The sequence below is a fragment of the Aminobacter sp. MDW-2 genome (genome assembly GCF_014250155.1).
GTDB classification, from domain to species: Bacteria; Pseudomonadota; Alphaproteobacteria; order Rhizobiales; family Rhizobiaceae; genus Aminobacter; species Aminobacter ciceronei.
The window spans coordinates 593,131-606,310 of sequence record NZ_CP060197.1; the positions used below are offsets into that span (position 1 = coordinate 593,131).

At 63.8% G+C, this 13,180-nt stretch carries 13 protein-coding genes; 9 read left to right on the forward strand and 4 right to left on the reverse strand.

What is annotated here, in order from left to right; translation table 11 throughout:
- Nucleotides 1-122 precede the first annotated feature (122 nt).
- The gene (locus H5P29_RS02930) at nucleotides 123-1,397 is read left to right on the forward strand and encodes a 4-aminobutyrate--2-oxoglutarate transaminase (RefSeq protein WP_067965823.1); all 1,275 of its coding nucleotides are present in this window, start codon (nucleotides 123-125) and stop codon (nucleotides 1,395-1,397) included.
- 60 nt (nucleotides 1,398-1,457) lie between these two features.
- Here H5P29_RS02930 and H5P29_RS02935 read toward each other — a convergent pair whose 3' ends face one another.
- Entirely contained in the window at nucleotides 1,458-2,081 is a 624-nt protein-coding gene (locus tag H5P29_RS02935; protein ID WP_312870997.1) for a TetR/AcrR family transcriptional regulator, read from the reverse strand.
- A 66-nt stretch (nucleotides 2,082-2,147) separates the two neighbouring features.
- On the opposite strand from H5P29_RS02935, the gene H5P29_RS02940 reads away from it, so the two are divergent.
- Nucleotides 2,148-2,693, forward strand: a complete 546-nt coding sequence (locus H5P29_RS02940) for a DinB family protein (RefSeq protein ID WP_067955315.1) — start codon at nucleotides 2,148-2,150, stop codon at nucleotides 2,691-2,693.
- A 54-nt stretch (nucleotides 2,694-2,747) separates the two neighbouring features.
- Here the strand turns inward: H5P29_RS02940 and H5P29_RS02945 are convergent, their stop codons facing one another.
- A complete protein-coding gene (locus tag H5P29_RS02945) occupies nucleotides 2,748-3,980 on the reverse strand; it encodes an NAD(P)/FAD-dependent oxidoreductase (RefSeq protein ID WP_067955317.1) in 1,233 nt (410 codons plus the stop codon).
- A gap of 169 nt (nucleotides 3,981-4,149) precedes the next feature.
- On the opposite strand from H5P29_RS02945, the gene H5P29_RS02950 reads away from it, so the two are divergent.
- The 7 genes from H5P29_RS02950 to H5P29_RS02980 all read left to right on the forward strand — a co-directional run bounded on the left by H5P29_RS02950 (nucleotide 4,150) and on the right by H5P29_RS02980 (nucleotide 10,579).
- A complete protein-coding gene (locus tag H5P29_RS02950; protein ID WP_154385892.1) occupies nucleotides 4,150-4,335 on the forward strand; it encodes a hypothetical protein in 186 nt (61 codons plus the stop codon).
- A gap of 275 nt (nucleotides 4,336-4,610) precedes the next feature.
- Nucleotides 4,611-5,915, forward strand: coding sequence for an imelysin family protein (locus H5P29_RS02955; RefSeq protein ID WP_067955320.1), 1,305 nt, complete (start codon nucleotides 4,611-4,613; stop codon nucleotides 5,913-5,915).
- Nucleotides 5,916-5,993: 78 nt separating this feature from the next.
- The gene (locus H5P29_RS02960) at nucleotides 5,994-6,305 is read left to right on the forward strand and encodes a (2Fe-2S)-binding protein (RefSeq protein WP_083948303.1); all 312 of its coding nucleotides are present in this window, start codon (nucleotides 5,994-5,996) and stop codon (nucleotides 6,303-6,305) included.
- Entirely contained in the window at nucleotides 6,271-6,756 is a 486-nt protein-coding gene (bfr, locus tag H5P29_RS02965) for a bacterioferritin (RefSeq protein ID WP_154385891.1), read from the forward strand. The genes H5P29_RS02960 and bfr overlap by 35 nt, the downstream gene beginning before the upstream one ends.
- An 11-nt stretch (nucleotides 6,757-6,767) precedes the next feature.
- Entirely contained in the window at nucleotides 6,768-8,378 is a 1,611-nt protein-coding gene (locus H5P29_RS02970; RefSeq protein ID WP_154385890.1) for a di-heme oxidoredictase family protein, read from the forward strand.
- On the forward strand, nucleotides 8,378-9,457 hold the full coding sequence (locus tag H5P29_RS02975) for an imelysin family protein (RefSeq protein WP_067955324.1): 1,080 nt from the start codon (nucleotides 8,378-8,380) through the stop codon (nucleotides 9,455-9,457). Before H5P29_RS02970 ends, H5P29_RS02975 begins: the two co-directional genes overlap by 1 nt.
- Nucleotides 9,458-9,469: 12 nt before the next feature.
- Nucleotides 9,470-10,579, forward strand: a complete 1,110-nt coding sequence (locus H5P29_RS02980; RefSeq protein WP_154385889.1) for a DUF1513 domain-containing protein — start codon at nucleotides 9,470-9,472, stop codon at nucleotides 10,577-10,579.
- A gap of 12 nt (nucleotides 10,580-10,591) precedes the next feature.
- Here the strand turns inward: H5P29_RS02980 and phnN are convergent, their stop codons facing one another.
- Nucleotides 10,592-11,221, reverse strand: a complete 630-nt coding sequence (gene phnN, locus H5P29_RS02985) for a phosphonate metabolism protein/1,5-bisphosphokinase (PRPP-forming) PhnN (protein ID WP_067955327.1) — start codon at nucleotides 11,219-11,221, stop codon at nucleotides 10,592-10,594.
- A gap of 316 nt (nucleotides 11,222-11,537) precedes the next feature.
- The gene (locus tag H5P29_RS02990) at nucleotides 11,538-13,130 is read right to left on the reverse strand and encodes a peptide chain release factor 3 (protein WP_067955329.1); all 1,593 of its coding nucleotides are present in this window, start codon (nucleotides 13,128-13,130) and stop codon (nucleotides 11,538-11,540) included.
- Between the last annotated feature and the right edge of the window lie 50 nt (nucleotides 13,131-13,180).

Sequence of the window (13,180 nt, forward strand, 5' to 3'; positions counted from 1 at the left end):
TTTTGCCGTCGGCGAGGACCAATGCCTGCGATCACCGTGACGGCTTGTGAAAAACCGGGAGAGGTGCAGATATGACGCCGGTTTGGCGCCTGCAAGGTGCCGGCGAGGTTGGAGGATCACCGATGAAAAACGCCGAAATTTCACAGCGCAAGATGCAGACCATTGCCCGCGGCGTCGGCATGACGACGCAGGTCTATGCCGACCGCGCCGAGAACTCCGAGATCTGGGATGTCGAAGGCCGCCGCTACATCGACTTCTCTTCCGGCATCGCCGTCGTCAACACCGGCCATCGCCACCCGCGCGTCATCGAGGCGGTCAAGGCACAGCTCGACCGCTTCACCCATACCTGCCATCAGGTCGTGCCCTATGAAAGCTATGTCAGGCTCGGCGAAAGGCTGAACGCGATCGCGCCGATGAAGGGCGACAAGCGCACGATCTTCGTCACGACAGGCGCCGAAGCCGTCGAGAACGCCGTCAAGATCGCCCGCAACGCCACCGGCCGCCAGGCCGTCATCGCCTTTGCCGGCGGCTTCCACGGCCGCACATTCATGGGCATGGCGCTGACCGGAAAGGTGCAGCCCTACAAGGCAGGCTTCGGCGCCATGCCGGCCGATGTGTTCCATGCGCCCTTCCCGGTGCCGCTGCATGGCGTCACCACGGCCGATGCGCTGGCGGCGCTCGACCGGCTGTTCAAGGCAGATGTCGACCCGGCGCGGGTGGCGGCCATCATCATCGAGCCGGTGCAGGGCGAAGGCGGCTTCTACGAGGTGCCGCGCGACTTCATGACGGCGCTGCGCAAGATCTGCGACCAGCACGGCATGCTCTTGATCGCCGACGAGGTTCAGACCGGCTTTGCGCGCACCGGCAAGATGTTCGCCATGGACCATCATGACGTCGCGCCCGACCTGATGACGATGGCGAAAAGCCTCGCCGGTGGCTTCCCGCTGGCCGCCGTCACCGGCCGCGCCGAACTGATGGACGCGCCCAATCCCGGCGGCCTCGGCGGCACCTATGGCGGCAGCCCGATCGGTGTCGCGGCAGCACACGCCGTGCTCGACGTCATCGAGGACGAAAAACTCTGCGACCGCGCCAATCAGCTCGGCGCGCGGCTCAAGCAGCGGCTGGAATCCTTGCGCGACGACGTGCCGGAGATATCAGACATCCGCGGTCTCGGCTTCATGAATGCTGTCGAGTTCAACGACGCAAAGACCAAGCTGCCCTCGGCCGACTTCGCCAACGCCGTCAGGCTCAAGGCGCTCGACAAGGGCCTGATCCTGCTCACCTGCGGCGTCCACGGCAACGTCATCCGTTTCCTCGCGCCAATCACCATCCAGGACGACGTCCTGACCGAGGCGCTCGATATTCTGGAGGCGTCGATCCGGGAAGTGCGGACATAAGCTGCTTGCCGATGCAAAAGGTCTCCTCCGGCATCACATGAATGGTGCCGGAGCCGCCGTTCAGTCCGCAACTGTGAGATAGGCCCGCACCAGCCGGATCAGCTCTTGTTTCAGCTCCTCGGAGCCGAGCAAGCCGCGACGGGCGGCGTTGTGAACCACGCCGTCCATCAGGTCGGAAAGGACCATGCCGGCAACCCGCTCATTCGCCCCCGATCGCGAGGTCCGATAAGCGGCGACAGCGGCGGTGTAGTGACCGAGATACTCGGCTTCGAAAGCACTGTTGGGATCCCTCATGCTCTCGGAGCTCTGAGCCTCGTCGAGAAGCTTGCGATGCAGCCCCGGATTGATGCTGTGCGCCGCGAACATGTCGCGCACGAGATCCTCGGCAAATTGCTCGACAGCCTTTCCCTCGCGCAGCGACCCGCGCATGACGGCAAGGCAATCGTCGAGATGGCGGCGCCGAATGGCCTCGACCAGCGACTGCTTGTCGGGAAAATACTGGTAGAGCGATCCGATGCTCACACCCGCCAGTTCGGCAACCTTGTTGGTGCTGAAGTCGTCCCAGCCCTTCTCGCCCAGAATGTGAGCCCCGGCCTCGATGATCGCCTCGACGGTCGCTTGCGAACGGCCCTGCCGCGGCAGCTTGCGCATCGGGGAGTTCGATTTCGCAATGCGAGTAGACACTTGGGCTGCTCCGGACGATCATCAGGACGTTACTCACATTTGCACACAGACAAAAGGAGCCTCGCGATGAGCGGTCTTCTGCACACCTTGTTCGGCTATCACACCTGGGCCAATGCAGATCTGTTCGGCAAGCTCGAGGAACTCGACCCGGAGCGGCAGGGGGCGGAGCTGGCCAGGGCGTTGCGGCTGATCAGCCATTACCATGTCGTCGCCCGGATTTTTGCCGCGCATCTGAGCGGCGAGACGCACCGTTACACCTCGGACAATGTCGCGCAAACACCGGCCCTTGCGGACTTGCGGTCGGCCGTCACTGACTCGGACCGGTGGTATCTCGACTATGTCGCGCATGTACCATCAGGCCGACTGACCGAGCGGTTGGCATTCATGTTCACCGACGGCGACAAGGGATACATGTCGCGGGAAGAAATGCTGGGCCATGTCATCCTGCACGGCGGCTATCACCGCGGCGAGGTCGGCCGCATCCTGTCGCAGCTGTCCATCATGCCGCCATGGGATACGCTCGCCGTCTATCTCCACCAGACGGAACCGGCGCGCCGCCTGCAAGGCAGCCAAGCACCGACATCCGCCACAACAGCAGCAGTCTCAGGCTAGCGCGGGTCCTCAAATCCACGGGTCGATTGGCTTGCCAGCGGGGTTCTCGAGCGATTACCCCGCCGGCAGCGCCGCCAGTGCAGCCTTGAGCGCCTCGGCCCCACCCGCCACCTGCTCCGTCGTCGGCGAGAAGCCGAGGCCGAGCATCTTGCGGCCGAGCATGTGGTCGGCGGGACGATTGACGGATTCGATGGCGACAAGGCGGTCGCCGATGAAATGGAACACCGAGAAGCGGTTCTCGGCCGGATCGCCCGACAGGATCTGGCGGTCGCTGCCGGCGGTCAGGCCAACCATCTGCAACTTCATGTCGCCAATGTCGGACCAGAACCACGGTACGGCGACGTAGTCACCGGGATGGCCAAGAACCGTGCGGGCGGCGAGCTTGGCCTGGTCAGTGGCGTTCTGCACCGATTCCAGGCGCACGTCGCTGCCGGTCTGCCAATGGCGGTAGCTGGCGTTGTCGCCGATGGCGAGAATGTTCTCGACCGAGCTGCGCATGGCCGTGTCGATGCGGATGCCGTTGGCGATCGCCAGCCCCGCCGTCTCGGCCAGTTCGACATTGGGCACGACGCCGATGCCTGTTATCACCATCTTCGCCGGCAGATGCTCGCCGGAAGAGGTCAGCACGCTCGCGACATGGCCGTCCTCACCTTCGATGCGCTCGATGGTGGTCTTGAGCAGGATGCGGACACCCGATGCCGTCAGGCGCTGGCGCACATGTTCGGCGATCAGGGGTGCCACGGCGCGGCCGAGCAGGCGGTCGAGCGCCTCGATCACCGTCACCTTGCGGCCGCCGGCGGCGAGCGTGGCGGCGATCTCCAGGCCGATGAAGCCTCCGCCGATGACGACGACTTCCTCGCAGGCAGCGCTCTGCTCGCGGATCAGCCGGGCATCGGCCACAGAGCGAAGCGACAGCACGCCTGCAAGATGGGCCCCCGGCAGCGGCAGCAAGCGCGGGCGCGAACCCGTGGCAAGGATCAGCTGGTCATAGGCAAGGTCACCGCCGCCGGCGAGTTCGAGCCGGCGCGCCGCGGCATCGATGCGTTCGACCAGGGTTCCGGGCCGGAAGTCGATGGTGTGACCGGTGTAAAACACCTCGCCGCGCAAGGGCTGCGGTTGGGCGGCAGCATCCTTGATGAAGGTCTTGGACAGCGGCGGCTTGTGGTAGGGCAGCTCCTTCTCGTCGCCGAGCAGAATGACCGGCCCGTCGTAGCCCTCCTCGCGAAGGCTGGCTGCAGCCTGCACGCCGGCATGGCCGGCCCCGACAATCACCACACCGTTCTTCATGCTCGCCTCTGCAACACCGGAAACCTCTACCGAAATGACCGCTAGGGGCTCCCGCCGCAAGGGGTCATGACGTGATTTCATGGCCGACAGGCAGGATTTCATATCGTACAGGCGGGCCAGATAGTGCCAGGCGTGGCCCCCTGATCATCCCGCGTCGTGGCGCTACCTGATGTCGCAGCGGGTGCCGGGTGCTGCTCGGCAGGTCCCGCGCCATGTCTCGACAAATCAACAGCTTGGCCTCAAGAAGCTCTGCAAAAAACTGGACAGAAACAGTTTAGAATCATTCCAAACTATTGATACCGCTACGCTTTTAGCCGAAATTGCGTTGACTTTTGATGGCGCTCGGCTTTTATGAAGTCGTGCTTTACAGCGCCTGTCTTTGATGTCTGGGCCTTTAACCCTTTCGATTGGAGCTATCTGGGTGCCTGCCTTCGTCGAACCGCGCCATGGCGCGGCTGTTTGCAGCTTGGTCGCGCTGCGCCCTATCAGGGCCTCGAACCACGCGCATATCCGAGGCCGGATCGCCCCTGAGCTTTCTTTCGATGCCATGCCGCCGATCCAGCAAGAAATGCTGACGGCACACGATTTCCAGGCGCTTGCCGGCGCCAACTGGTTCACTGAGGAGAGACCATGCCTGCATCCATCTCGCGCAACCGTCACTACGGCAGGCTCGCCGCCATTGCCGCGACGACCGCGCTGACCGCCGCGATCTTCGTGCTGCCGGCCAAGGCCGCAACCGACGCCAAGGCCGTTCTCACCACCTATTCCGACATTGCGCTTGCCAAATACGAAGACTCGCTGACATCAGCCAAGGCACTCGACACAGCCATCGAAGCGCTGATCGCCAAGCCGTCGGACGAGACGCTGAAGGCAGCGCGCGAAGCCTGGAAGGCTGCCCGCATCCCCTACCAGCAGACGGAAGTCTACCGCTTCGGCAACGCGATCGTCGACGACTGGGAAGGCCGCGTCAACGCATGGCCGCTGGATGAAGGCCTGATCGACTATGTCGACAAGGGCTATGGCACCGAGTCCGACGAGAACTCGCTCTACACCGCCAACGTCATCGCCAACCCGTCGATCGAGATCAACGGCCAGAAGGTCGATGCCTCCAAGATCACGCCCGAGTTGCTGGCCGGCACGCTGCAGGAAGCCGGTGGCATCGAGGCCAACGTCGCCAGCGGCTATCATGCCATCGAGTTCCTGCTCTGGGGCCAGGATTTGAACGGCACCGGACCCGGCGCCGGCAACCGTCCCTACACCGACTATGACACCGCCAATTGCACCGGCGGTAACTGCGACCGCCGCGGCCAGTATCTGAACGCCGCTTCCGACCTGCTCGTCGCCGATCTCGAGGAGATGGTCGGCAACTGGAAGGCCGACGGCGCGGCCCGCAAGGCGCTTCTCGACGGCGACGCCAAGGCTGGCATTTCGACCATCCTGACCGGCATGGGCTCGTTGTCCTACGGCGAATTGGCCGGCGAACGCATGAAGCTCGGCCTTTTGCTCCACGATCCGGAAGAGGAGCATGACTGCTTCTCCGACAACACCCATATCTCGCATCTCTATGACGCCGTCGGCATCCGCAACGCCTATCACGGCAGCTACAAGCGCATCGACGGCTCGACCGTCGAGGGCCCGTCGGTCTCCGACATGGTCAAGGAAGCGGACGCAGGGCTCGACACCGAGCTCAGCGGCAAGCTCGACACCACGGTCGCCAAGATGGAAGCGATCCAGGCCCGCGCCGTCGGCGGCGAGGCCTATGACCAGCAGATCGGCGAAGGCAACACCGAAGGCAACGCCACGGTGCAGGCGGCCATCGACGCGCTGGTCGACCAGACCAAGTCGATCGAGCGCGCGGTTGCCGCGCTCAAGCTCGACGCCATCGCATTCGAAGGTTCGGACAGCCTGGATTCGCCTGACAAGGTCTTCCAGTGAGGGCTTGCCGCGCCTAAGTTTCTCTAGCCAAACGGCGCGCCAAAGGGAGCGCGCCGTCAGCCACGGTCGTTCGAAACCATGCTTATCTGCCATTGCAATCTGATTACCCAAAAGGAGATCGAAGACACAATCGTCGAGCTTTTGGATCGGGACCCGTGGACACTGATCGTGCCCGCGAAGGTCTATCATACGCTGCAGAAGCGCGGACGTTGTTGCGGCTGCTTCCCAAATGTGGTCGAAACGATAATTCGGATTACCGAAGCTTATCATGCTCGTTCGGAATCGGGCGAGGTGGATGTCGTTTCACACCTGGACCGCGTCAGAGAGTTGCGCGTTCAATTTGGGAGCAAGGCAAATGAAGGGCGAAAAACAGGTCATCGAGCGGCTTAACGAGGCGCTTTTCCTCGAGCTCGGCGCCGTCAACCAGTATTGGGTGCATTACCGCCTGCTTGAAGACTGGGGTTACGGCAAGCTCGCCAAGAAAGAGCGTGAGGAATCGATCGAGGAGATGCACCACGCCGACAAGCTGATCGCGCGCATCATCTTCCTCGAAGGTCATCCCAACCTGCAGTCCATCTCGCCGCTGCGTATCGGCCAGAACCTCAAGGAAGTGCTCGAGAGCGATCTCGCCGGAGAGTATGACGCCCGCACTTCCTACAAAAAATCCCGGGATATCTGCTCGCAGCATGGCGACTACGTATCGATGAAGCTCTTCGAGGAACTGCTCGCCGATGAGGAAGGTCACATCGACTTCCTCGAGACGCAGTTGCAGTTGCTCGCCGAGATCGGCGACGAGAAGTACGGCCAGCTCAACGCCGAACCAGCTGACAAGGCCGAATAGGACATGCCGGAATGCGGCGCACTTTTCTGACCACGCGCCGCGCACGTACCGGCAAGTTTCCCGACGACAAGATAAAACGACAGCGGAGCGCGACAGCGCTTCGCCTCCTGCTGTTGGCCGGCCTGATAGCGGCCCTGCCGGCAACGGTGGTGATTTCAGGCGAAGCGGTCCCCGCCGGCCTGGCCACCGAACGCACCGACCTCGATCCCAAGGACAAGGCGCGCGTCGACAACATCGTCCGGCCGACCACCGACTTCAGCAAACCCGAACAGTTCGAGCGCATGCAGGGCGGAGCCGGTACTTCGGAAAAGCGCGTCAACCAGGATGCGTTCTCGCAATCCTCGGCCAACATCACCTTCGAGGAAGAAGGCACCTTCAAGCTCGGCAACGGCATGTTCCGCAAGCTATGGGTGTCGTCGCCGTCGTCGACCCAGGCCTCCGACGGGCTGGGGCCGCTGTTCAACGCCCGCGCCTGCCAGAGCTGCCACCTCAAGGACGGCCGCGGCCATCCGCCGGAAGGCAATTCCGACGCCACCTCAATGTTCCTGAGGCTCGCCCGCACGGCCGAAACGGCGGAAGAAAAAACCGCGATCGTCGAGCGCAAGGTGCTGAACTTCCCCGATCCCACCTATGGCGGCCAGTTCCAGGATCTTGCCGTGCCCGGCCTCAAGAGCGAAGGCCGGATGGTGATTTCCTACCAGCAGTTTCCGGTCCAGCTTTCCGACACCATGACGACGCTGCGCTGGCCGATCTATTCGGTGACCGACCTCGGCTATGGTGCGATGGACCCGAAGACGACATTGTCGCCACGCATCACGCCGCCGATGATCGGCCTGGGCCTCGTCGAGCAGATCCATCCCGCCGACATCCTTGCCAATGCCGATCCCGACGACAAGGACGGCGACGGCATTTCGGGCAAGGCCTCCATCGTGCGCGACCACAAATCAGGCGAGCTGACGCTCGGCCGCTTCGGCTGGAAGGCGTCGGCGCCGTCGATCCGCCAGCAATCGGCCGATGCCTTTGCCGGCGACATCGGCATCTCGACGCCCGACGTGCCCAGGCACTGGGGCGACTGCACCGACGCCCAGACGGCGTGTCTCGAGAAGCCCAATGGCGTGCAGGAGCGGCTCGGCAGCAGCGAAGCCCCCGACCCGATCATGGATCTGGTCACCTTCTATTCGCAGAACCTGGCCGTCCCGGCTCGGCGCGACATCGACGACCGCCAAGTGCTGCGCGGCAAGCAGATGTTCTACGAGGCCGGCTGCGCGTCCTGCCACATGCCGAAATTCGTCACGCGCCGCGATGCGCCCAACAAGGCGCAGAAATTCCAGCTGATCTGGCCCTATTCCGACTTCCTGCTGCACGACATGGGCGACGAACTCGGCGACGGCCAGCAGGTCGGCGACGCCAGCGGCAACGAATGGCGCACGCCGCCGCTGTGGGGCATCGGCCTGACCAAGACGGTCAACGGCCATACCTTCTTCCTGCACGATGGTCGGGCCCGCAATCTGGCCGAGGCGATCCTTTGGCATGGTGGCGAAGGCCAGAAGTCACGAGACCACTTTGCCGCGCTGCCGCCGCAGGACCGCGATGCGTTGATCAAGTTCCTGGAGTCGCTGTGATGGCTGGACGTCCCCTGGCTGCTGTCCTCGCTTTTTGCCTGTTCGTGCCGTCGACCGCCGCTTACGCCAGCGAGGCGTCGGCCAAGGTGATCACTGACGCCATCGACGGTTTCATCCGCCCGGCCTATGGCCGGCTGGTCGGCACGACTGCCGATCTCAGTAAGTCTATGGTTACGCTTTGTGCAAAACCGTCTTCCGACACGCTTGCTGCAGCGCGCGCGGCATTCGCCAGAACCACGGCGACCTGGTCGGAGATCGAGATCATCCGCTTCGGACCAATCACCGAGCAGAACCGGCTGGAGCGCCTGCTGTTCTGGCCAGACCGCAAGGGAACCGGGCTGAAGCAGGTGCAGTCGGCCCTTGCCGACAAGGATGCCACCGCCACCGACGCAGCCACTCTCGGCCAGAAGAGCGTTGCCATGCAGGGGCTCGGCGCGTTGGAATTCGTGCTGTTCGGCACCGCCGCCGATGAGCTTTCCGGCACCTCGGCCGCCTATCGCTGCGCCTATGGCCAGGCGATATCAGGCAACATCGGGGCCATTGCCGCCGAGGTCGACGCCGCATGGCGCGACGACAAGGGTTTTGCCAGCCAGTGGAAGAACCCGGGTGCTGCCAATCCGCTCTACCGCGACGACACCGAAGCGCTGACCGAACTGCTCGAAGTCTATGTCAACGGGCTCGAGCTGGTGCGCGACGTGCGCCTCAATGGCTTTTTCGGCAAGAATGCCGCGTCCGACAAGCCGAAGCAGGCGCTTTATTGGCGCTCTCAAGGCACGGGCGCCTCGCTTGCCGGCAACATCGCGGGCATGGAAGCGCTTTTCGCCGCTTCGAAATTCGGCGAGCTGGTGCCGGCCGACGAGCGCTGGGTTGCCGAGTCGATCGGCTTCGAATTCGCCAATGCACAGGCAGCGGCGGCTGCGGTCACCGGCCCGATCGATGCGGCCCTTGCCGACCCCGCCAAACGCGAGAAGCTCGGCTATTTCGCGCTGGTGACGTCGAGCCTGTCGGAGCAGTTCGGCACCAGGCTTTCCGGGGCCCTCGGACTGACTGCCGGTTTCTCGTCGCTCGACGGCGACTGAGGAGCCAGGACAATGCGCACACCGCTGTTCGACCGTCGCGATTTCCTCAAGGCAGCTGGAGCAGGCTTCGTGCTTTCGCTCAGCCCCGCCAGGCGCGCACTGGCACTCGAAACCGACGCAATGTTCGCCACAGCTTACCAGTCCAGGACCGGCGAGTATGGCGTGGCGATCCTGTCGGAGGCCGGCAAGATCCTGCACAGCGTCACCCTGCCAGGGCGCGGACACGACGTGACATTCGATCCCGTCTCGCGCAAGTCGGTGGTGTTTGCGCGCCAGCCCGGCACCTTCATGCTGGTGTTCGACCACACCGGCAAAGACACGCCGCTGACCATCCCGAGCATCGCCGGCCGCCACTATTACGGCCATGGCGTATTCTCGCCCGATGGCGCGCTGCTCTACGTCACCGAAAACGACTTCGACAACGCCGCCGGCATGGTCGGCGTCTATGACGCGCGCGACGGCTTCCGCCGCCTCAGCGAATTCCCGACCCATGGCGTCGGCCCGCATGAGCTGATCCTGCTTGGCGACGGGCGCACGCTCGCCATCTGCAATGGCGGCATCGAGACCCATCCGGATTTCGGCCGCGCCAAGCTCAACATTCCGACCATGAGGCCGTCCTTCGTGCTTGTCGACCGCGTCTCGGGCGATCTGATCGAGAAACACGAACTGCCGGAAAAGCTTCACCAACTGTCGATCCGGCATATGGACATCGACGCCCACGGCACCGTCTGGTTCGGCTGCCAGCACGAGGGGCCGGCAACGGAAAAGCCACTGTTGATCGGCCGAGCCGCGCGCGGCAAGGAGCTGGAAATGCTTGACATGCCCGAGGACATCCTCGGCGGTTTCCGCAACTATATCGGCTCGGTCGCGGCCAATCGCGACGCCGGGCTGATCGCCGTCTCTTCGCCGCAAGGCAACGCCTGGGCAATGATCGAGGCCAAGACGGGCAAGGTCGTGGCCAATGCCGATCTGGTCGAGGTTTGCGGGTTGGCGCCGGACCGCGATGGTTTCCTCGCCACCACGGGCGCCGGCCTTGTCGTCGATCCCGACGGCAAAAAGACCGACGATCCCCAGCATGTCTGGGACAACCACATGCTGCGGATCGATCCGCGAAATACGTAAGTCTTTACTTACCTATATCATGCCGGATACGTCGGAGAAGGCGACGGCCTTGCGCAACACGGCAAGGAAGCGTTCGCCGGCGATTTCAGCCGGGCCGCTGTTGTCGATCACCACATGGCCGGGACCACTGAGATCATGCGGAGCGGTACGCGCCAGTCTCGCCAGCACCTCGCCGCGCGATTCACGGCCGCGCGCGGCAAGCCGGGTGGCCAGGATTTCGGGTGCTGCGGTGATTTCGACGACGGCGACATTGGCGTAGCGCTGGCGTAGCGCCGGGATGACCCCGCGCGAGGTGTTGGCAACGACGACGTGGCCGACCGAAATGGCATCGTCGACGGAAGCTGGAATGCCGTAGCGCAAACCATGCGCCTCCCAGGACAGCGCAAAGGCGCCCGATGCGTCAGCCTCGATGAAGGCGGCGTCGGCCAGCGTGTCGTGATCCTCGGTCGCGCCGTCGCTGTGGCGGGTGATGACGCGGCGGGCGAACTCGACATGGTCGTCGTCGGTCAGGCGCTCTCGGACATAGGCAATCAGCGTGTCCTTGCCGGCACCGCTGGGTCCAACGACGGCGACGAAGACGCCGTAGCGGACAGGAGAGCCAACGCGGGTCAGTTCACGCTCGATCAATGCTGAAACCATCATGCGACGTCATTTCCTCCATGTCCGCGCATCGGCCCGAAAATCGCTCTCGATTTTCGGAAAGCACGATGCGCCACTTTAAGCCTTGGAGCGTCCTTTGTGCGTCCACCCGGACGCACGGCGCTCAAGTGCCCCCGCGCCCTGGCGGCGCCGGCCCTTTTCAGCAAGCTCGGCGCATTGAACATCTCCAGTGCTGACCTGTCACGCCCCATGGCTTGGACCACGGGCAGGCGGCGGCACTGCGATGCCATTAGGCGATTTACATGACGGAATGACGAAACGAGATGCAGGGCGGCAAATCCGCCCCTGGCACCCTTGTTCAGGCGACCTTGTCGCGGACCTGATAGTCCTTGATCGCGGCGAAGCGGATCATCTTCCAGCGCTCGGCCTCGTAATTGAGCGAGAATTCGTGCTGAGCGAGGAACACCGGGTCGTTATCGAGATCGCGCGCGATGTCGCCGCGATGGCTTTCGATGAAGCGGTGCAGGTCGGCCTTGTCGTCGGCATCAATCCAGCGGCAGACAGAGAAGCGCGCCATCTCGAAATCGACGGGCAGGGTATATTCCACCGACAGGCGCTCCTTGAGCACGTCGATCTGCAGCGCACCGACGACGCCGACGATGGCAGGCGAGCCGTCCTCGGGCTGGAACAGCTGGACGACGCCTTCCTCGGCCATCTGGTGCAGCGCTTCCTTCAGCTTCTTGGCCTTCATCGCATCGCCGAGGCGGACGCGGCGCAGGATTTCGGGCGCAAAGTTGGGAACGCCGCGGAACAGGATGTCCTCGCCCTCGGTCAGCGTGTCGCCGATGCGCAACGTGCCGTGGTTTGGGATGCCGACGACGTCGCCGGCATAAGCCTCGTCGGCGGTGATGCGCGAACGGGCGAAGAAGAACTGCGGCGCTGACAGGCTCATCTGCTTGCCGGTGCGGACCAGCTTGGCCTTCATGCCGCGCTTGAGCTCGCCGGAGCAGACACGCACGAAGGCGATACGGTCACGGTGGTTCGGGTCCATATTGGCCTGGATCTTGAAGACGAAGGACGTCATCTTCTCTTCCGTCGCCTCGACCTTGCGCGTGTCGGCCTCCTGAGCCCGAGGCGCGGGGCCGAAGTCGCCAAGCGCCTCGATCAGGTCGCGGACGCCGAAATTGCGCAGGGCCGAACCGAAATAGACCGGCGTCAGATGGCCTTCGCGGAACGCCTGCAGGTCGAACGGGCGGCAGGCCTCGCGGGCAAGCTCCAGTTCCTCGATAAACGCCGGGCGCTCATTGTCCGGCAACAGGCCGGCGGCGCGGTTGGAATCGGGACCATGCACCGGCGTGCGCTCGGCCTCGGCGTCGCCACGGCGCACCGCGTTCTGGGCGAGGTGATAGGTGCCGGAGAAGGTCTTGCCCTGACCGATCGGCCAGGTGATCGGGGCGGTGTCGAGCGCCAGCTTCTCTTCGATCTCGTCGAGAATCTCGAAGGTGTTGCGCGCCTCGCGGTCCATCTTGTTGACGAAGGTGATGATCGGGATGTCGCGCAGGCGGCAGACCTCGAACAGCTTCAGCGTGCGCGGCTCGATACCCTTGGCCGCGTCGATGACCATGACAGCACTGTCGACCGCAGACAACGTTCTATAGGTATCGTCGGCGAAGTCCTCGTGGCCGGGCGTGTCGAGCAGGTTGAAGACGTTGTCGCCATATTCGAAGGTCATCACCGAGGTGACGACCGAAATGCCGCGCTCGCGCTCGATCTTCATCCAGTCGGAGCGCGTCTGGATCTTGTCCTTCTTGGCCTTGACCTCGCCGGCGAGCTGGATCGCGCCGCCGAACAACAGCAGCTTTTCGGTCAGCGTCGTCTTGCCGGCGTCAGGGTGGGCGATGATCGCGAACGTACGGCGGCGCGCCACCGCCTTTTCGATGTCTTCAGCCATCGGGGATTCCTTGTGATGGCGGGCTTCTAACAGCCGAGGCCGTGCCTGTC